The following is a 19,650-nucleotide window of genomic DNA, read 5'->3' as shown; positions in this document are numbered from 1 at the left end:
GTGCTACCGTGCGCGCAGGAAAAGTGATGGGAGGGCGCAACATGGCATATCGGGGGGCGCGCGTCGAATGGGCGCTGGTGGCCATCGTGCTTGTCGCGCTGGCGGTGTCGGGTATTTCACCGCACGACCGGCTGACCTGGTGGATGGAAGTGGCGCCGGTGCTGATGGCGCTGCCTTTGTTGGTGGCGACGCACCGCCGCTTCCCGCTCACCCGGCTGGTGCTGGTCTTGATTGCGGTGCATGCGCTGATCCTGATCCTCGGTGCGACCTACACCTACGCGCGCGTGCCGCTGGGCTTCTGGTTGCAGGACGTGTTCGATTTTGCCCGCAATCCGTATGACCGTATCGGTCATTTCGCACAGGGCTTTGTGCCCGCCATGGTGGCCCGTGAGTTGCTGCTGCGACTTCAGGTGCTGCGCCGGCCGCGCTGGTTGTTCTTTTTGGTGTGTTGCATCTGCCTGGCGATTTCGGCCACTTATGAGCTGATCGAATGGCTGGCGGCGGTGGTGATGGGGGGTGAGGCCGAGGACTTTCTGGGCACCCAGGGCGACCCGTGGGACACCCAGTCCGACATGGCGCTGGCGCTGCTGGGGGCCGCGCTCGCCCAGATGTTGCTCGGGCGCTGGCATGATCGCTGGCTGGTCCGGCTGCGTTGAGCCGGGTTGGCGCGCGCGTTAGCTGGTGCCCTGAGGGGCCTGCGCCCGCCGCGGTAAAACCATTTCAACCACCAGCCCGCCGCCTTCGCGCGATTGGGCGCGGATCTGGCCGCCATGCGCCGCCAGTGCGCGGCGGGCAATGGCGAGTCCGAGGCCGAAGCCCGGGGCGCCAGCGTCGCCGCGGTGGAAGGGCTCAAAGATGGCTTCAAGTTCGTCGGCCGGCACGCCCGGGCCACGATCGGCGACCACCACCTGAACATGATCGGCGGATAGCTGAACCGTGACGTCGACCTGCGTGCCCTCGGCGGTGTATTTGACCGCATTGCGGATTACGTTCTCGAACGCACGGTGAATCAGTTCGGACTGCGCCCAGGTCCAGCATTCGCCTTCGCCACTGAAGACGAGGCTGCGGCCCTGGGCTTCGGCTTCGAACTGCGCGTCGTCGGCGATGCCGGCAATCAGCTCCACCAGTTCGAGGTGCTCTGCGCGACCACTGGCGCCGGCTTCGAGTCGCGACAAGGTGAGCAATTCGCCCACCAGGGTGTCGAGTCGGGCCGATTCGCGTTCGATGCGCTCGAGCATGGTGTCTTGCTTGTCGGGGCTCTGGCGACCCAGACCGATGGCTGCCTGCATGCGCGCCAGCGGCGAGCGCAGTTCGTGTGAGACATCATGCAGCAGTCGGCGCTGGGCAGCGATCTGCGCCTGGAGCTGGGCGGCCATGCGATCGAAGTCGTGGCCGAGGTCGGCGATCTCGTCACGTCGGCCGCCCATCAGCGGCGCGACCCGTGTGTCGAGCTGTCCATCGGCGGCGGCGTCGAAGGCGCGCTTCAGGACACGAATGGGCTTGGCGACGTACCACGCCAGCAAGGCACTGAACACCAGGCTGGCCAGCAAGATGGTGGAGACCGGCACCCACATCGGCGGCGGGGTGCGGCGTGCGCCAAAGCCGTGATTGCGCGGCGGGGGCGGTACGGCAATGAGTTGGAGCGACGCGCCATCGGCGGTTTGTATCTGGCGCGTGTGATCGTGCTGCTCGGGCGGGACCGGGCGCCCGAGGAGTTCGTGGCCGTTCGCGTCCACAACCAGCACGGAGGGCCCGCCGCGGGGCAGTCGGCGCATCAGGAACTGGTGGGCTGCTTGCGGCCCACCGTGCTGAAGCACGGACTCAACGGTATCGAGGGCGATGTTTGAGCGGTAGGTGGCCACTTCGAGTCGTGCAGCATCTTCATTCGCGCCCCGATACAGCCACACCGCGGCGCCGACCGCGAGCACCGACAAGGTCAGCGTCAGCCACAGGGCGATGAAGGATTTCCAGAACAGGCGGCCCATGGTGCTACTCTCGCACGAACTGGTAGCCCTGACCACGTACGGTCTGGATCCACGAGCGCCCATCGTCGCGCGGTGCCAGTTTGTGGCGCAAGCTGCTGACATGAACATCGATGCTGCGGTCGAAGCGAGCCAGCGGCCGGCCGAGCGCTTTTTCGGACAAGGTGTTTTTGCTCACGACATGGCCAGCCGCGGCGACCAGTACTTCTAATAAGGTGAATTCGGTGCTGGTGAGCGTCAGCGCCTCGCCGGCCCACTGCGCTTCGCGTCGCGCGGGCCAAAGCCGCAGCGGCCCGACGGTGAATTCGTCGGCATCGGTGGTGGGCTCGGGCGTGGCGGTCCGGCGCAAGATGGCGCGCAGGCGAGCCACCAGTTCGCGGGGGCTGCAGGGTTTGGGCACGTAGTCGTCGGCACCCAGTTCCAGGCCGACGATGCGATCCACGTCGTCACCGCGTGCGGTGAGCATGAGGACCGGCATCCGGCTCTCCTGGCGAATGCGACGCAAGGCATCAACGCCATTGAGGCGCGGCATCATCACGTCCAGCACGGCGATGGCGTAGTTGCCCGACAGTGCCTCGGCGACGCCGGCCTCGCCATCGGCCACGGTGGTGGCCTCGAAGCCTTCCTGTGCCAGGTACTCCTTGAGCATGGCGGAGAGTTCCAGGTCGTCATCGACCAGCAGCACGCGCGTCATCTCGACTCCACGATTCTTTCGTTCATGGCGCCAATGATACGGCGGCTAAAAGGACTGGCGAGCGGCTTTACGCCGCTTTACCTGTCTTTACGGCGGGTTAACCGTGCTTTACGGCGCGCAGCGCGACACTGCAGCTGTCGGTGGAGGGCGCTTCGCCCCGGACCGGATAGACGACGAAACAAGGAGAGCATGATGAACAAGCGCAAATCGATTATTGGAGCCTTTCTGTTGGCCAGCAGCATTGCGTTGGCAGTGCCCTTGGCCGCGCAAGCCGCGCCTGGCATGGGTGGCGGCAAGGGCGGATGCGAGGCATTCATGCACATGGGGCCGGGTATGGATGGCCCCGGTCGTGGCGGCATGATGCGGATGCTCAAGGGGCTGGATCTGACCGAAGCGCAGCGCGACCAGATTTTTGAACTCAAGCACGCCGAGATGCCGAAAATGCGAGAGCAGATGAAGCTTATGCGTGATCTCAAGAATCAGCTGCGTGAAGCCGCCATCGCTGAAAACTACGATGCAGCGCGCGTCAAGGCATTGACCGAGCAGCAGTCGGTCGCCATGGCCACGATGATGCAGTCGCGCATTGCGGGCGAACGTGCCGTTTATGAGGTGCTGACACCCGAGCAGCGCAAGCAGCTTCAAGAGAAGCGTGCATGGCGGGGCGACAAGCGAGAGGGCATGGGGCGCGGCAAGATGCGCGGCGGACCGAGTCCGGACGCGTGATGTAAGCGAGAGTGCACATGACAAAAGGGGCGCGAAGGCGCCCCTTTTGTCGTCCACTGCGGCATCATGAGTCTGCGGCGCGGCCAGAATGTTGCATTGCATCAAGCATTTATGTTGCACCGCCGATTGATCTTTTTGGGCGGGAGACCTAGAAATCAGTTGACATCGTTTTAGCAGAACGTATGATTCAAACGAACGTTTGAACAGGATTGCGTCTTTTGCTATTGCGATGATCTGCCCCAATACAAAACAAGAACGAAGGAGCGTGATCCCCATGAGCGAGGCAACGGCAAAGCAGGGTCCAGATACCCGGGCGCGGATTTTGAATGCAGCGGAATCGCTGTTCATGACGCATGGTTTCGAAGCCACGTCGATGCGAATGATTACGGGCCAGGCAGAGGTGAATCTGGCGGCGGTGAATTATCACTTTGGCAGCAAGGATGCGCTGATCCAGGAGGTGTTTCGGCGGCGTCTGACCGAGTTGAACCGCGACCGCTTGGGCGCGCTCGAGGCCGAGGAGGCGCTGGCAAACGGTGCGCCGCTCAAGCCGAGCAAGATCGTGGCCGCCTTTTTTGGCGTGTCGTTGAAGATGGCGGCGGATACGGAGCACGGCGGAGCGACCTTCATGCGCTTGCTGGGTCGTACCTACACCGAGCCGAATGAGTTTGTGCGCCAGTTTTTGGCTGAAGAGTACGCCGAGGTGGTGCAGCGTTTCATGAGTGCGTTGTACCGGGCGCTGCCCGATGTGCCGCGCGAGGAAATTCTGTGGCGCTTCCACTTCATGATGGGCGCCATGTCCTACGCGATTGCCGGAACGGATGCGCTGCAATTGTTTGCCGGGGACTTTGATGATGAGGACCCGACGCGGTTGATGCCGCGACTGATGTCTTTCTTGCTGGGTGGTTTGCGGGCGCCCTTGCCGGAAGAGGTCATTGAATCAAGAGCAATCCGCCGCGACGCGGCGTGATGGTCAAGGTGTGAGCGCGCAATAGAACGCGCCGCACCCAGCGAGGAGATGTAGCACATGATTTGGTTTTTTCTGTCCCTCCCTCCCTTGGCAGGTGCGCTCGCCTACGGGCGAGCGCCATTTTTTGCCTGGTTTGTGGCGGGCTTGGTATGGCTGTCCGGGCTGGCCTGGGTGGGTGCGTGGCCGACCGGCGCCGTGGTGCTGACGCTACTGGCATATGTGGCGATCATGGGCGTTTTTCTGGTGCCGTCGCTGCGTAAATCGCTGATCAGCGCGCCGACGCTCAGTGCTTTTCGCAAGGCGCTGCCTTCAATGTCGCAGACCGAAAAGGACGCGCTCGAGGCCGGCACCGTGTGGTGGGAGGGCGAGCTCTTCGCTGGTTCGCCCGACTGGCGCAAGCTGCTGGCTTATCCGTGGCCCAGGCTGTCCGACGAGGAGCAGCAGTTTCTCGATGTGCAGACCAGCGAGCTGTGCCGCCTGACTGACGAGTGGGAGAGCTCGCAGAAACAGGATTTGCCGCAGGTGGTGTGGGACTACATCAAGACCCAGGGCTTTTTGGGCATGATCATTCCCAAGGAATACGGCGGCAAGGGTTTCTCGGCCTTCATGCACTCGCAGGTGGTGACCAAGCTGTCGACGCGCTCGTCCGCCGCGGCGGTGACGGTGATGGTGCCCAATTCCCTCGGCCCGGCCGAGTTGCTGCTGCATTACGGTACGCCTGAACAGAAAAACCACTATTTGCCGCGACTGGCCAAAGGCGAGGAGATCCCCGCCTTTGCGCTGACCAGTCCCTGGGCCGGCTCCGACGCGGCGTCGATTCCCGACGCTGGCGTGGTGTGCAAAGGCATGTGGCAGGGCGAAGAAGTGCTCGGCGTGCGTGTGTCCTTCGACAAGCGTTACATCACGCTGGCACCGGTGTGCACGGTGTTCGGCCTGGCCTTCCGCATGTTCGACCCCGACCACCTGCTGGGCGAGACCGAAGACATCGGCATCACCTGCGCGCTGGTGCCGTGGAACCACCCGGGCGTCGATATCGGTCGCCGTCACTTCCCGCTCAACGCGGTGTGGATGAACGGCCCGATCCGTGGTCAGGACGTATTCATGCCGCTGGACTTCATCATCGGTGGTCCGGCCATGGCTGGCCAGGGTTGGCGCATGCTGATGGAGTGCCTCGCGGCCGGCCGTTCAATCTCGCTGCCGGGTTCGAACACCGGCATGCAGAAGCTCACCGCTCGTGCGGTGGGTGCCTATGCCCGCGTGCGTTACCAGTTCAAGACGGCCATCGGCCGTTTCGAGGGCGTGGAAGAAGCGTTGACCCGCATCGGTGCCAACACCTATCTGTCCGATGCGGCGCGGGTGCTGACCGCCAGTTCGATCGACCTCGGCGAGAAGCCCTCGGTGGTGTCGGCCATCGTCAAATACCATGTCACCGAGCGTGCGCGCCAGACCGTCAATGACGGCATGGATGTGATCGGCGGCAAGGGCATCTGCCTGGGTCCGCAGAACTTCCTCGGCCGCGCTTACCAGCAGATTCCGGTCGGCATCACCGTCGAAGGCGCCAACATCCTGACGCGCAGCCTGATTCTTTTCGGTCAGGGCGCAATCCGCTGCCATCCGTATGTGCTCAAGGAAATGCACGCGGCGCAGGCCAATGATCTGGAAACCTTCGACAAGGCCTTCTGGGGCCACATCGGCTACACCGTCAGCAACATTTCGCGGGCGCTGGTGATGGGCATGACCGGTTCGCACTTCGTCAAGGTGCCAAGCAACATCGCACCCGAAACCAAGCGCTATTACCAGCAGCTCACCCGTTACTCGGCCGCTTTCGCCTTCCTGTCCGACATTTCGATGGGCACCATGGGCGGCGCGCTCAAGCGCAAGGAAAAGCTGTCGGCCCGTCTGGGCGATATTCTTTCGCTGATGTATCTGGTATCTGCCACGCTCAAGCGCTATGAGGCCGAAGGTCGTCAGGCAGACGATGCACCGCTGATGCACTGGGCGGTGTGGGATGCGATGTTCAAGATCCAGAACGCCTTCGAAGGCGTGATCGCCAACTTCCCGAACAAGCTCTTCGCCGCTTTCCTGCGTCATGTGGTGGTGTTCCCGATTGGTCGCCCCTATGTGGTGCCATCCGACCGCCTCGGTCACGACGTGGCCAAGCTGCTGATCACGCCGTCCGCCACGCGCGATCGCCTGGTGGCCGATTCCTACGTCGGCACCGATCTCGAAGATCCGGTCGCCGCGCTGGAGGCTGCCTTGCTGGCCACGGTCGAGGCCGAGCCGATCGAGCAGAAGGTCAAGCGCGCGATCAAGGGCGGCCAGTTTTCCCCCGGCCTGCTTATTGGCGGTGGCGTCGATGCGCTCTACGCCAAGGCACTCGAGGCCCGCGTGATCACCGACGTGGAATACGCGGTGATGCGTCGTCGTGGCGAGTTGCGCGACAAAGTGATCCGGGTCGATGACTTCGAGTACGACTTTGGCCTGCGCGCCGCGCTCGAAGATGTCACCCCCGACGACCAGAACGCACGGCGCAAAGTCGCGTAAGGGGGGCCGCCATGAACCAGCCGGTGTACATCATCGATGGGGCGCGCACGCCCTTCCTCAAGTCCCGCAACACGCCGGGGCCGTTCGCGGCCTCCGATCTGGCCACTGCGGCTGGCTCTGCCTTGCTGTCGCGCCAGCGCTTTGCGCCCGACCAGCTCGACGAGGTCATCCTCGGTTGCGCCAGCCCCTCGCCGGATGAAGTGAACATCGGCCGGGTGGTGGCGCTGCGCATGGGCTGTGGGCTCAAGGTGCCGGGATGGACGGTGATGCGCAACTGCGCCAGCGGCATGCAGGCGCTGGATTCTGCGCTGGTCAACATTCAGGCCGGGCGTTCCGATCTGGTGCTGGCCGGTGGGTCCGATGCGCTGTCGCGGGCGCCGCTGCTGCTGTCCGACGCCATGGTGCGCTGGCTGTCGGGCTGGTACGCGACCAAAACCGCTGGGCAAAAAGTCGCCGCGCTGCGCCAGTTCAAGCTCGGTTATTTGGCGCCAGTGATCGGCATCATGAAAGGCCTGACCGACCCGATCGTCGGCCAGCTGATGGGTCAGACCGCCGAGAACCTGGCCTGGAAGTTCGGCATCAGTCGTGAGGAGATGGATGAATTCTCCGCACGCAGCCACCAGCGCGTGATCGCCGCGCAGGCCGCCGGGCATTTCGACGAAATCATTCCGCTGATCGACCGCGACGGCAAGGTCTATGCGCAGGACGACGGCATGCGTGCCGACTCCACGGCCGCCAATCTCGCCAAGCTGCGCCCCTTCTTCGATAAGCGTTACGGCAAGGTGACTGCCGGCAACAGCTCGCAGATTACCGATGGCGCCGCATGGCTGATCCTCGCCTCCGAAGCGGCGGTCGACAAGCACGGCCTCGAACCCATCGGCAAGATCGCCGACAGCCAGTGGGCCGGCCTCGCGCCCGATCAGATGGGCCTGGGTCCGGTGCATGCGGCGTCGCCGATTTTGCAACGCCACGGGCTCGCGCTGAACGATCTGGATGCGTGGGAAATCAACGAAGCCTTTGCCGCCCAGGTGATCGCCTGCTTGCGCGCTTGGGACGACGAAGACTACTGCCGCAACGAGCTCGGTCTCGACGCCGCCATGGGCGTGCTCGACGAAAGTCGTCTGAATATCGATGGCGGCGCCGTCGCGCAAGGCCATCCGGTCGGCGCCAGCGGCGCGCGCATCGTGCTGCATCTGTTGAATGTGCTTCGCCGCAACGGCGGCAAGCGCGGCATTGCCAGTATCTGCATTGGTGGCGGACAAGGCGGTGCCATGTTGGTTGAAGCCCTGTGAGGGCGACAGGTTACGGTCGGGCGCGGGAGGCGGCAATGCCCCCCTGCATATTGCCAAGCCCCGCGTCCGCCGTAGCCTTCGGGCCTGTCTCTACAGGTGTTGAAACCCGTTTTCGCTGGATTGGCGAGGTGCGTCGATGAGGATCGGGTTGGTGGTGGACGCGGCCTGCGATCTGCCGGGTGACTTCCTGGCGGACAAGGGCATCCATGTGCTGCCGATCGGCTTGCGTGTGGGGGATCGCCATCTGGTCGACACCCGCGACCCGGTCAGCACCGCGGCCTTCTATCGCGAGCGCCAGGACAGGCGTGCCGAACTGCATGCCGAGTCGGCGCCCTTGTCGGCCGGCGAGATAGAAGCCCTGTTTTTGGAAAGCTGGGTGAGCACCTATGACCACCTGGTGTGCATGACCATCACCAGCGGACGCAGCCCGATTTTTGCGCATGCCACGCAGGCGGCACTCACGGCCGGGCGAAGCGCGCGCGAAGTGCGTCGCGCGGCGGGCCTGAGCCTGAGCTGGGGCGCGACGGTGATCAACTCGCGCACCCTGTTTGCCGGGCAAGGCGTGCTGGCCTATGAGGCGGTACGACTACGCGACGCGGGCACGGCACTGGACGCGATGAGCCCGCGGCTGTCGCATGTTGCCGATGGGCTGCATGCCTTCATGGTGGCTGACGACCTGTACTACATCATGCGGCGCGCGGCCAAGAAGGGCGACCACAGCGTGAACTGGGCCGCCTATACGGTGGGCTCGCTGCTCAACCTCAAGCCGGTGCTCTATGCCCACCGGGACAACACCCGCCCGGTCGACAAGGTGCGCGGGTTTGAAAGCGGCGTGAAGTCACTGTTTGCGCGTGTCGAGCGGCAAATTGTGCAAGGGCTGGATGTGCCCTGCATTTGTGTGAGTTACGGCGGCCCGGTGGATCGCGTCGGCGCGATGCCAGGGTTTGAACCAATGGAAAAGGCGGCGCATGCCGCGGGTGTCGAGGTGCTGGTTTCGCACATGAGTCAGACCGCGGCCATCAATGTGGGCGCCGGCGCCTTGTGCGTGGCTTTTGCCGCCCATGGACATCAAGTGTGATGCGCCCCGGAGATCCCGGGCGCGAACGACGCGAGCGAATGGAATGACCTATAAACATTGGCAATTGCGCCGTGAAGACGGTGGCCTGGCCTGGCTGGACTTTGACGCGGCCGAGAGCAGCACCAACACGCTCTCGTCCGAGGCGATGAGCGAACTCTCGCGCGTGTTGTCGGCGTTGTCCAGCCAGCCGCCCAAGGCGCTGGTGATTGCCTCGGCCAAGCCGGCCGGGTTTATTGCCGGCGCCAATATCGAAGAGTTCACGCAGGTAGACTCGGCCGAGGCGGCGCGTGCGCTGGTCAAGCGCGGCTGGGATCTGATGAATCAGCTCGCCGCGGTGAGCTTCCCGACGCTGGCCCTGATTCGCGGCCACTGCATGGGCGGCGGTCTGGAGTTGGCGCTGGCCTGCCGGTATCGCATCGTGGTGGATGAACCCGGCACCCGGCTGGCGCTGCCCGAAGTCATGCTCGGTATTGTGCCGGGCTGGGGCGGCATGCTGCGACTGCCCGAGCTGATCGGCCCGGGCGCGGCGCTGGACCTGATGCTCACCGGCAAGGGCCTGGACGCCAGGCGTGCCTATCGGCTCGGTATGGCCGACGCTTGCGTTGCGCCGCGGGTGATGGACAACGCCGCACGTGTGCTGGCACTATCCGGCCAGCCGGCGCGGAAACTGCCCCTCATGCAGCGCTTGTTGAACGGCCCGCTCAAGTCGATCGTGGCCAGCAAGGCGCGCAAGCAGGTGGCCACCAAGGCCCGCCCTGAGCACTATCCCGCGCCTTACGCGATTATCGATATCTGGGCCAACTACGGCGGCAATGCGCTGGATGTGCCGAGCAGCAGTGCCTCGTCGATGGATGCGATCTTCCGTTCATCCACCGCCAAGAATCTGGTGCGCGTGTTTTTCCTGCAGGAGCGCCTCAAGGGCTTTGGCAAGGACAGTGACTTCGCGCCCCAGCGGGTGCATGTGGTCGGCGCCGGCGTGATGGGCGGTGACATCGCCGCGTGGTGTGCGCTGCGCGGCATGACCGTGACCTTGCAAGACCAGTCCGCCGAGCGCATCGCACCGGGCGTGGCGCGCGCCGCCAAGCTTTACGACAAGAAATTCCGTAGTGACAAGCGTCAGGCGCGCTTCGCACTCGACCGCCTGATTCCCGATCCGCAGGGTCATGGCGTGGCGCATGCCGACGTGATCATCGAGGCGATCTACGAAAACCTCGAGGCCAAGCGCGCGCTGTTTGCCGATATCGAACGCCGCGCCAAGCCGGAGGCCGTGCTGGCCACCAACACCTCCAGTCTGCGGCTCGAAGACATTGCCACGGCGCTGAGCGCACCCGAGCGACTGGTCGGCATCCACTTTTTCAACCCGGTGGCCATGCTGCCGCTGGTCGAAGTGGTCACCGGCGAGCAGTCCGATACCGACGCGGTCAAGCGCGCCGCCACCTTCGTGCGCAAGATCGACAAGCTGCCGCTGCCGGTCAAGAGTGCGCCGGGCTTCCTGGTCAACGCCGTGCTCGGCCCCTACATGCTCGAAGCCCTGCGCTGCGTGGATGAGGGCATTGCGCCCGAAACCATCGACGCCGCGCTGGTCGCCTGGGGTATGCCGATCGGGCCGGTCGAGCTGGTCGATACCGTCGGCCTCGACATTGCCGTGGCGGCAGGTCAGGCGCTCACCGGTAGCGATGCCGGTGCCGCGCCGCGCGGTCTGATGCAGCGGGTCGAGGCGGGCAAGCTGGGCAAGAAATCCGGTGAAGGTTTCTATGTATGGGCGGGCGGCAAGGCACAAAAAGCCACATCTGGATCAATCCCTGCCGGTTTGGCTGACCGTATCATCGAACCACTTTTGCAGGCTACGAAGCGCTGTGTACGCGCTGGCGTGGTGGCCGATGGCGACCTTGCCGACGCCGGCGTGATCTTCGGAACCGGTTTTGCGCCATTCCGCGGCGGGCCGATCCAGACCTTGCAGACGCGGGGCGACGGGCCAGTCATTGATGACCCGGTTTCGCCTTTGGTGCCGGAAGGCGCCTGACGGACACGGAGTAAAGCACATGACTCACGACACCCAGATTTGCAGCCTGCCTGACGACCGGGATCTCGCCTTGCGCGTGATGCCCATGCCGGCCGACACCAACCCGACCGGCGACGTTTTCGGCGGCTGGATCGCCGCGCAGGTCGATATTGCAGGCGCCATTCCCGCACGGCGGCGGGCCTGCGGTCGGGTCGCGACGATCAGCATCGACTCCTTCCTTTTCAAACAGCCGGTGTCGGTGGGCGACCTGCTCAGCTTCTACGCCACCATCGTCAAGGAAGGGCGTACCTCGATCACCATCGCGGTCGAGGTCTATGCCGAGCGGCATCCGGAAGACCCGGTGGTGGTGAAGGTGACCGAGGCCAAACTGACCTATGTGTCGGTGGACAACGAAGGGAAGAAGCGGCCATTGCCGCCCAGATAGAACTGAATCAATAGGATGGCCACTGGGGGTGGCAGCCTGTATTGAGGGCCCGGTCATGTGGATCGGGCGGAAGACCCGCAAGGGCATTAATTAGCGCAGTGAGGAGACAAAAAATGAAAATGAAACACATCGCACGCATGGTTCCCCTGGCCCTGCTGGCTTTGGGTAGCGGTCACGTCACCGCGGCGGGTTTCCAGTTGTTGGAGCAGAACGCCAGCGGCCTGGGCAATGCATATGCGGGTTCAGCCGCGGTGGCCGACAACGCCAGCACGATCTTCTTTAACCCGGCAGGCATGACTCAGTTGAAAGAGCGTGAGGTATCCGGCGGTATGAATGCTGTTCTGCCGTCCTTCAAGTTCAAGGACGAAGGTTCGAGTGTTGGTGCGCTGGCGGGGTCGGGCGACGGCGACGATGCCGGCTCATGGGCATTCATCCCCAATGCGTATCTGTCCTGGGCCTTGACCAAAGATCTGTACGTTGGCGTCGGCATGAGCGGTCCTTTTGGTCTGGTGACTGAGTATGACGAGGCATGGGTCGGTGCCGCTCAGGCACAGAAGTTCGACATCAAGACCGTCAACATCAACCCGTCGATCGCGTATCGCGTCAACGACAAAGTGTCGGTTGGTTTTGGTTTGAACTGGCAGCGGATGGAGGCGGAGTATGTGCGTACTGCTGCGGTAGCCAGTGCCGCCCTCGCTTCGACCAATGTTACGCTGGATGCCTCGGACGACAGTTGGGGCTGGAACGTTGGCGCGTTGTTTACCTTGTCCGATACGACCCGTTTGGGCGTGTCGTATCGCTCCAAGGTCAAGCACACGCTGACGGGCGATCTGAAGGTCGACGGCACGCTGGCCGGCGCGGCCGCTTCGCTCACCACGGGTAAGGCCGAGGCCGATGTCGAACTGCCTGACACCTTTATTTTGAGCTTGACCCAACAGCTGAACGATCGCTGGGAAATGCTCGGTGATCTGTCCTGGACCGGTTGGAGCAGCATCAAGAAAATCGACATCGTCCGCACCTCCGGTACGCTGTCGGGCCAAACCGTGCAGACGCTGGACGCAGAGTTTCGCGATACCTGGCGTGTCGCACTCGGTGCCAACTACAAGCTGAATGACGACTGGAAGCTGAAGTTCGGCGTGGCCTACGATCAGACGCCGGTGCGCAGTGCGCAACTGCGTCTCGTGTCGTTGCCGGATAGCAACCGGACTTGGCTAAGTGCTGGTGCGCAGTGGGCGGTGACGCCGACGTCGAAGCTTGATTTCGGTATCGCTTACCTGATCGTGCCCGAAACCAAAATCGACAACGACCAGAGCGCACTTGGCCGTGGTCGTGTGACGGGGACCTACGACTCCAGCGTGTTGATCCTCGGCGCCCAGTACTCCATGGCGTTCTGATCCTCACCGGATCGAGCGGCGCGGCGATAGCCGCGCCGTTTTTCTTTGCCTTGATACGAACATGACCCGCAGCGATACCACTGACGCCAAAACCCGCCTGCTCGACGCGGCTGAGCATCTGTTCACCGAACACGGCTTTGCTGCGACGTCGCTACGCAAGATCACCACCGAAGCCGGCGTGCCGCTGGCGATGGTGAGCTATCACTTCGGCTCCAAGAAGGGCTTGATGGAGGCTGTGTATGCTCGGGCGTTGGGCCAGCGTGATACCAGCCGGGTGGGCTATCTCGATCGCCTGGAGGCGCAGGCGGGTGGTGCGCCGGTTCCGGTGGACGTGCTGGTTGAGGCGTTCATCTCGTCTGCACTGCGCCTGACCCGTAAGGGCACTATCTCCGGTGCCGTGTTCAAGCAGATGATCGGCCGGGCTTTTTACGAACCAGAGGCCGGGGTGGAGGATTTCTTCCCCACCGAATACGCTGAGGCTGTTGAGCGCTACAAGTGCGCTTTCATGCGCGCCTTGCCGGCGCTGTCCGAGGCGGACGTGGTCTGGCGGATGTACTTCTTTGTCGGCATGGTCGCCTACGCAATGGCGGGCAAGGACGTGATGCGCATGACCGAGATCTATGCGCTGGAGGAAGCGGGGTGTCCCGAGGCGATGTTGCGTCGGCTGATGCCTTTTATCGTGGCGGGCTTCAATGCGCCATCGGCTGATGTGTCGCCTGCGGCGGGGGCTTTGGCAGTCGCCCTGGGCACATGATGTTCGAGAGGTCTTGCCAAACCATTTTTTTTAGTTAAAATTCAAACGAACGTTCGATCTATTTTATTGAGTCGGGAATGAACTGCCTGAACAGGTGTCTTTCAGGCAGGTGGAAAAGACCGCCGAAGCGGACCATATTGAACGCCTCGGCAAAAGAATAGTGCGGGTTGGTGATGCACCTCGGCAGCCGCCGCGGAGCCTCGCGACAACACCGCCCTGCTGCCGGCAAAGCCGGCCAACGTACTCACGGAAGTGACAGGAGGAGCATGTGAGCAAACTGATCATTCGCAAGGTGGCGGTGCTGGGCGCCGGCGTGATGGGGGCGCAGATCGCCGCCCACTGCGCCAATGCCGATGTGCCCGTCGTGCTGTTTGACCTGCCGGCCAAGGACGGCAAGCCCAACGGCATCGTGGACAAGGCCATCGCCAGCCTCAAGAAGCTCGACCCCAAGCCGCTGGGCAGCAAGGACCGCGCGCAGTACATCGAGGCCGCCAACTACGGCTCGGATCTGGAAAAGCTGCGCGAGTGCGATCTGATCATCGAGGCCATCGCCGAAAAGATGGAGTGGAAGCTCGACCTCTACGCCAAGGTCGCCCCCTACGTCCGGCCCGATGCCATCTTCGCCTCCAACACCTCGGGCCTGCCGATCAACGCGCTGTCCGAAGGCATGCCCGCCGAGTTGCGTCCGCGCTTCTGCGGCATCCACTTCTTCAACCCGCCGCGCTACATGCCGCTGGTCGAGTTGATCCCCACCGCGACGACCGACGCTCAGATGCTCGACGATCTCGAAGCCTGGCTGACCACCCGCCTGGGCAAGAGCATCGTGCGCGCCAAGGACACGCCCAACTTCGTCGCCAACCGCGTCGGCGTGTTCTCGATTCTGGCGGTGATGCATCACACCCAGCAGCTCGGCCTCGGTTTTGACGAAGTCGATGCACTGACCGGCCCGAGCATCGGCCGCCCCAAGAGCGCCACCTACCGCACCGCCGACGTCGTCGGTCTGGACACCCTGGCGCATGTGATCGGCACCATGGACGCGACCTTGCCGAATGACCCGTGGCACGACCTGTTCAAGGCGCCGCTGTGGCTGAGCGCGCTGATTGAAAAAGGCGCGCTGGGTCAGAAGACCCGCGCCGGCATCTTCCGCAAGGAAGGCAAGAAAATCATGGTGCTCGACGTGGCGCAGCAGGACTACCGCCCCAGCGCCGGCGAGGTGGCCCCCGAAGTGGCGGCCATTCTCAAGAACCGCAATCCGGCCGAGAAGTTCGCCCAGCTGCGCGCCAGCAGCCACCCGCAGGCGCAGTTCCTGTGGGCCATCTTCCGCGACGTGTTCCATTACTGCGCCTATCACCTGGCCGACATCGCCGACAACGCGCGCGATCTGGATTTCGCCATGCGTTGGGGCTTTGGCTGGAGCATGGGTCCGTTCGAGACCTGGCAGGCCGCTGGCTGGGCCGACATCGCGCAAGCGATCCAGGCTGACATCGACGCCGGCAAGACCATGGTCAATGCCCCGTTGCCGGCCTGGGTGTTTGCCCGCAAGGGCGTGCACGAAGCGGCCGGTTCCTACTCCGCGGCCGACGATGCGCTGAAGGCGCGTTCGGCCCTGACGGTGTATGACCGCCAGCTCTACCCCGAGCAGGTCCTCGGCGAGGCGCCGAAAGACCGTGGCGAGACGATCTGGGAGAACGACGGCGTGCGCCTGTGGACCCGCCCTGATCAGGACGCGCGCATCGGTATTCTGTCGATCACCTCGAAGGCCCACGCCATCGGCAACGAAGTGCTCGACGGCGTGATCGAGGCCGTGGCCCGCGCCGAGCGCGATCTCGACGGCCTGGTGGTGTGGCATGACGCGCCCTTCGCTGTCGGTGCCAACCTGATGCAGGTGGCCGAGGCGCTCAAGGCCGGCGAGTTCGACCTGCTCGAGCGCACGGTGGACAAGTTCCAGCGCGCCTCGATGACGCTCAAGCATGCGCAGGTGCCGGTGGTGGCCGCGGTGCAGGGCATGGCGCTGGGCGGCGGTTGCGAGTTCGTGATGCATGCGTCGCACCGTGTGATGGCGCTGGAAAGCTATGTTGGCCTGGTCGAGGCCGGTGTGGGCCTGATCCCGGCCGGTGGCGGCTGCAAGGAGTTCGCCCTGCAGGCGCACACCCTGGCGCAGCGCGCGGCCGGCGGCGATGTGTATCTCTACATCCAGAACAGCTTCCAGACCATCGCCATGGCGACCGTCGCCAAGAGTGCGCTAGAAGCCGTGCAGCTGGGCTTCGCCAAGGCCTCGGACGACATTCTGTTCAACCCGCATGAGCTGCTCTACGCGGCGATCCGCCGGGCGCGCGCCATGGCCGAAGCCGGCTACCGCCCGCCGATGATGAGCAACGCGGTGACGGTCGCCGGTCGCAACGGCATCGCCACCTGCGAAATGATGCTGATGAACATGGCCGAAGGCGGCTTTATCTCCGCGCACGACTACACCGTGGCCAAGGCCGCTGCGACTGCCTTGTGCGGTGGCGAGGTGGAGACCAATGCGCGGGTGAGCGAGCAGTGGATTCTCGACGTCGAGCGCGCCCAGTTCGTCACGCTGCTCAAGAACGAAAAAACCCAGCAGCGCATACAGCATATGCTGGAAACCGGCAAGCCGCTGCGTAACTGATCGGGAGACACAGATGAAACAGATTCAAGAAGCCTACATCGTCGCCGCCACCCGTACCCCGGTGGCCAAGCGCAACGGCATGTTCCGCAACGTGCGCCCCGACGACATGCTCGCGCATGTGCTGCGCGCCGTGGTCGACAAGGTGCCGGGGCTGGATGCCTCGGAGATCGGCGACGTGATCGTCGGCTGCGCCATGCCCGAAGCCGAGCAGGGCATGAACGTGGCCCGTATCGGCCTGCTGCTGGCTGGCCTGCCCGACACCGTGCCCGGCGTGACCACCAACCGCTTCTGCGCCTCGGGCATCCAGGCGGTGTCCGACGCCGCCAACCAGATCCGTCTCGGCCAGGCCGACGTGATGATCGCCGCCGGCACCGAGTCGATGAGCGTGATGCCGCAGATCATGGGCAACAAGGTGAGCCTCAACCCGGCCATCTTCGCGAAGGAAGAGAACTTCGGCATCGCCTTCGGCATGGGCCTGACCGCCGAGAAGGTGGCCGAGCAGTGGAAGGTCAGCCGCGAGGACCAGGACGCCTTCGCGCTGCAATCCAACCAGCGCGCCTGCGCGGCCATTGCCGCCGGTCACTTCAGGGACGAGATTACCCCCTACACCGTGCGCACCCATGTGCCGGGCGAGGGCGGCACGGTCCGCGTGATCGAGTCGCTGTGCGACACCGACGAAGGCCCGCGTGCGGATGCGGCGGTCGAGAAGCTCGGCAAGCTGCGGCCGGTGTTCGCCGCGCGCGGCTCGGTCACCGCCGGCAACAGCTCGCAGATGTCCGACGGCGCCGGCGCGGTGCTGCTGATGAGCGAGGCCGCGGTCAAGCGCTATGGCGTGACGCCGATCGCCCGTTTCGTCAGCTTCTCGGTCGCCGGTGTGCCGCCGCACATCATGGGCATCGGCCCCATCGAGGCCATCCCGCGGGCGCTCAAGGCCGGCGGCCTGACGCAGTCGCAACTGGACTGGATCGAGCTGAACGAAGCCTTTGCCGCGCAGTCGCTGGCGGTGATGCGCCAGCTGGAACTCGACCCGAGCAAGGTGAACCCGTTGGGCGGTGCCATCGCGCTGGGCCACCCGCTGGGTGCCACCGGCGCGATCCGCACCGCTACCATCATGAGCGCCATGCAGCGTGACCCGGCCGTCAAGTACGGCATGGTCACCATGTGCATCGGCACCGGCATGGGCGCGGCGGGTATTTTCGAACGCGTTTAATGCCACGGAGGCGCCGGCGCGTTGCGTCGGCGCCTTTCACCTGCTCATTTTTTTGCACCTAAAAACGTACGAACGTTCGGTTTAAGCGCGGCACGAAAGAGGCCGCCGCATTGAGGAGATCGCGATGAGTCAATACACCCCGCCCCTGCGTGACATGCAATTCGTGCTGCACGAGGTGCTGCAAGTGGAGGAGGCCTTCAAGGCCATGCCGGCGCATGCCGAGCTGGATGTCGACACCATCAACGCCGTGCTCGAAGAGGGCGGCAAGTTTGCGTCCGAAGTGCTGTTTCCGCTCAACCGCGAGGGTGACGAGATCGGCTGCACGCTGGATACGCAAACCCATGCCGTGACCACCCCGCCGGGCTTTGCCGACGCCTATCGCCAGTTTGTCGATGGCGGCTGGGCGGCGCTGTCCTGCGACCCCGACTACGGCGGCCAGGGCCTGCCGGTGACGCTCAACCAGGCCTTCTACGAAATGCTCAACAGCGCCAACCAGGCGTGGACCATGTACCCGGGCCTGACCCACGGCGCCTACGATGCCTTGCGTGCGCACGGCACGCCCGAGCAGAAGGCCACCTACCTGCCCAAGCTCACCAGCGGTGAGTGGACCGGCACCATGTGCCTGACCGAGCCGCATGCCGGCACCGACCTCGGCCTGCTGCGCAGCAAGGCCGAGCCGCAGGGCGATGGCAGCTACCGCATCACCGGCGAGAAGATCTTCATCTCCTCCGGCGAGCACGACATGGCCGAGAACATCATCCACCTGGTGCTGGCCCGCCTGCCCGAGGCGCCGGCCGGCAGCCGTGGCATCTCGCTGTTCATCGTGCCCAAGTTCCATGTGAACGCCGATGGCAGCGTGGGCGAGCGCAACGGCATCTACTGCGGCGCCATCGAACACAAGATGGGCATCCACGGCAACTCCACCTGCCAGATGGTGCTCGACGGCGCCGTCGGCACCCTGGTGGGCGAGCCCAACAAGGGCCTGGCCGCCATGTTCGTGATGATGAACGCCGCCCGCCTCGGTGTCGGCATGCAGTCGCTCGGCCTGACCGAAGTGGCCTACCAGAACGCCGCCGCCTACGCCAAGGACCGCACCCAGAGCCGCGCGCTGTCCGGCGCCAAGGCCAAGGACAAGGCCGCCGACCCGATCATCGTCCACCCCGACGTGCGCAAGATGCTGCTCACCGCGCGCGCCTACGCCGAAGGCGGTCGGGCGCTGGGCATGTACATCGCGCTGTTGATCGACCGCGAGCAGAACACCAACGACGCCGAGGTGCACCGCAACACCGGCGAAACCATCGCCCTGCTGACGCCCATCGTCAAAGCCTTCCTCACCGACAACGGCTGGCTGGCCACCTCGCACTGCATGCAGGTTTTCGGTGGCCACGGCTTCATTCGCGAGTGGGGCATGGAACAGTACGTGCGCGACAACCGCATCAACATGATCTACGAAGGCACCAACACCATCCAGTCGCTCGACCTGCTCGGCCGCAAGGTGCTCGGCGATCAGGGTGCGGCGCTGAAGAAGTTCGGCGCCGAGATCCAGCAGTTCGCGATGGCCAACATGCAGGACGCGCGCATGCAGGAGTTCCTGTTGCCGCTGGCCGATCTGGGCGAGAAGGTCACCAAGCTGACGGCCGAGGTCGGCATGAAGGCGATGAGCAACCCCGAGGAAGTCGGTGCCGCCGCGGTCGATTACCTGCGCGTGGTCGGTCACCTGGTGTTCGCCTACCTGTGGGCACGCATGGCTCGCGTGGCGCTCGACAAGGCAGACAGCGGCGATAGCTTCTATGCTGCCAAGCTGGTCACGGCGCGCTTCTACTTTGCCAGGCTGCTGCCCGAGACGGCGTCGCTGATCCGTACCGCGCGAGCCGGTGTGGAACCGCTGATGGCGATGGAGGAAGACTGGTTCTGA

15 protein-coding genes are annotated in these 19,650 nt (G+C 64.3%); 13 read left to right on the top strand and 2 right to left on the bottom strand.

Features of this window, described 5'->3' with window-relative positions; translation table 11 throughout:
* Positions 1-41: 41 nt before the first annotated feature.
* A complete protein-coding gene (locus FHP91_RS08355) occupies positions 42-656 on the top strand; it encodes a DUF2238 domain-containing protein (RefSeq protein ID WP_144309131.1) in 615 nt (204 codons plus the stop codon).
* A gap of 18 nt (positions 657-674) precedes the next feature.
* On the opposite strand, the gene FHP91_RS08350 is transcribed toward FHP91_RS08355, so the two are convergent.
* A complete protein-coding gene (locus FHP91_RS08350) occupies positions 675-1,985 on the bottom strand; it encodes a HAMP domain-containing sensor histidine kinase (protein WP_144309130.1) in 1,311 nt (436 codons plus the stop codon).
* A gap of 4 nt (positions 1,986-1,989) precedes the next feature.
* The gene (locus FHP91_RS08345; protein WP_144309129.1) at positions 1,990-2,676 is read right to left on the bottom strand and encodes a response regulator transcription factor; all 687 of its coding nucleotides are present in this window, start codon (positions 2,674-2,676) and stop codon (positions 1,990-1,992) included.
* Between the two features lie 192 nt (positions 2,677-2,868).
* Between FHP91_RS08345 and FHP91_RS08340 the strand changes: the two genes are divergently transcribed.
* The 12 genes from FHP91_RS08340 to FHP91_RS08285 all read left to right on the top strand — a co-directional run bounded on the left by FHP91_RS08340 (position 2,869) and on the right by FHP91_RS08285 (position 19,650).
* A complete protein-coding gene (locus FHP91_RS08340; protein ID WP_186301482.1) occupies positions 2,869-3,399 on the top strand; it encodes a Spy/CpxP family protein refolding chaperone in 531 nt (176 codons plus the stop codon).
* 274 nt (positions 3,400-3,673) lie between these two features.
* Positions 3,674-4,366, top strand: a complete 693-nt coding sequence (locus tag FHP91_RS08335) for a TetR/AcrR family transcriptional regulator (protein WP_144309345.1) — start codon at positions 3,674-3,676, stop codon at positions 4,364-4,366.
* 57 nt (positions 4,367-4,423) lie between these two features.
* Entirely contained in the window at positions 4,424-6,910 is a 2,487-nt protein-coding gene (locus tag FHP91_RS08330) for an acyl-CoA dehydrogenase (RefSeq protein ID WP_144309127.1), read from the top strand.
* Positions 6,911-6,921: 11 nt separating this feature from the next.
* A complete protein-coding gene (locus FHP91_RS08325) occupies positions 6,922-8,202 on the top strand; it encodes an acetyl-CoA C-acetyltransferase (RefSeq protein ID WP_144309126.1) in 1,281 nt (426 codons plus the stop codon).
* 136 nt (positions 8,203-8,338) lie between these two features.
* Positions 8,339-9,280: a DegV family protein gene (locus tag FHP91_RS08320; RefSeq protein WP_144175323.1), complete on the top strand. Its 942-nt coding sequence runs from the start codon at positions 8,339-8,341 to the stop codon at positions 9,278-9,280.
* 43 nt (positions 9,281-9,323) lie between these two features.
* Complete coding sequence (locus FHP91_RS08315) at positions 9,324-11,303, top strand: 3-hydroxyacyl-CoA dehydrogenase NAD-binding domain-containing protein (RefSeq protein WP_144309125.1); 1,980 nt, start codon at positions 9,324-9,326, stop codon at positions 11,301-11,303.
* Positions 11,304-11,322: 19 nt separating this feature from the next.
* The gene (locus tag FHP91_RS08310; protein ID WP_144309124.1) at positions 11,323-11,727 is read left to right on the top strand and encodes an acyl-CoA thioesterase; all 405 of its coding nucleotides are present in this window, start codon (positions 11,323-11,325) and stop codon (positions 11,725-11,727) included.
* Positions 11,728-11,846: 119 nt separating this feature from the next.
* Entirely contained in the window at positions 11,847-13,121 is a 1,275-nt protein-coding gene (locus tag FHP91_RS08305; RefSeq protein WP_391527564.1) for an OmpP1/FadL family transporter, read from the top strand.
* Between the two features lie 61 nt (positions 13,122-13,182).
* Positions 13,183-13,875, top strand: coding sequence for a TetR/AcrR family transcriptional regulator (locus tag FHP91_RS08300; protein WP_144175331.1), 693 nt, complete (start codon positions 13,183-13,185; stop codon positions 13,873-13,875).
* A 268-nt stretch (positions 13,876-14,143) separates the two neighbouring features.
* Complete coding sequence (locus FHP91_RS08295; protein ID WP_144309122.1) at positions 14,144-16,525, top strand: 3-hydroxyacyl-CoA dehydrogenase/enoyl-CoA hydratase family protein; 2,382 nt, start codon at positions 14,144-14,146, stop codon at positions 16,523-16,525.
* 13 nt (positions 16,526-16,538) lie between these two features.
* Positions 16,539-17,735 carry an acetyl-CoA C-acyltransferase gene (locus FHP91_RS08290; protein ID WP_144309121.1) on the top strand — a complete coding sequence of 399 codons (1,197 nt, stop codon included), beginning with the start codon at positions 16,539-16,541 and terminating at the stop codon, positions 17,733-17,735.
* Between the two features lie 124 nt (positions 17,736-17,859).
* Entirely contained in the window at positions 17,860-19,650 is a 1,791-nt protein-coding gene (locus FHP91_RS08285) for an acyl-CoA dehydrogenase C-terminal domain-containing protein (RefSeq protein WP_144309120.1), read from the top strand.

This window comes from Denitromonas halophila, from assembly GCF_007625155.1.
Taxonomy (GTDB): domain Bacteria; phylum Pseudomonadota; class Gammaproteobacteria; order Burkholderiales; family Rhodocyclaceae; genus Nitrogeniibacter; species Nitrogeniibacter halophilus.
Note: the sequence above shows the minus strand (reverse complement) of the source record. Positions and strands in the feature narration are given on the sequence as shown.

Bases quoted from the DNA above. Each gene is read 5' to 3' on its own strand.
- FHP91_RS08290 (WP_144309121.1), top strand. From the start codon at position 16,539: ATGAAACAGATTCAAGAAGCCTACATCGTCGCCGCCACCCGTACCCCG.
- FHP91_RS08320 (WP_144175323.1), top strand. From the start codon at position 8,339: ATGAGGATCGGGTTGGTGGTGGACGCGGCCTGCGATCTGCCGGGTGAC.
- FHP91_RS08285 (WP_144309120.1), top strand. From the start codon at position 17,860: ATGAGTCAATACACCCCGCCCCTGCGTGACATGCAATTCGTGCTGCAC.
- FHP91_RS08340 (WP_186301482.1), top strand. From the start codon at position 2,869: ATGAACAAGCGCAAATCGATTATTGGAGCCTTTCTGTTGGCCAGCAGC.
- FHP91_RS08355 (WP_144309131.1), top strand. From the start codon at position 42: ATGGCATATCGGGGGGCGCGCGTCGAATGGGCGCTGGTGGCCATCGTG.
- FHP91_RS08350 (WP_144309130.1), bottom strand. From the start codon at position 1,985: ATGGGCCGCCTGTTCTGGAAATCCTTCATCGCCCTGTGGCTGACGCTG.
- FHP91_RS08300 (WP_144175331.1), top strand. From the start codon at position 13,183: ATGACCCGCAGCGATACCACTGACGCCAAAACCCGCCTGCTCGACGCG.
- FHP91_RS08305 (WP_391527564.1), top strand. From the start codon at position 11,847: ATGAAACACATCGCACGCATGGTTCCCCTGGCCCTGCTGGCTTTGGGT.
- FHP91_RS08310 (WP_144309124.1), top strand. From the start codon at position 11,323: ATGACTCACGACACCCAGATTTGCAGCCTGCCTGACGACCGGGATCTC.
- FHP91_RS08335 (WP_144309345.1), top strand. From the start codon at position 3,674: ATGAGCGAGGCAACGGCAAAGCAGGGTCCAGATACCCGGGCGCGGATT.
- FHP91_RS08330 (WP_144309127.1), top strand. From the start codon at position 4,424: ATGATTTGGTTTTTTCTGTCCCTCCCTCCCTTGGCAGGTGCGCTCGCC.
- FHP91_RS08325 (WP_144309126.1), top strand. From the start codon at position 6,922: ATGAACCAGCCGGTGTACATCATCGATGGGGCGCGCACGCCCTTCCTC.
- FHP91_RS08345 (WP_144309129.1), bottom strand. From the start codon at position 2,676: ATGACGCGCGTGCTGCTGGTCGATGACGACCTGGAACTCTCCGCCATG.
- FHP91_RS08315 (WP_144309125.1), top strand. From the start codon at position 9,324: ATGACCTATAAACATTGGCAATTGCGCCGTGAAGACGGTGGCCTGGCC.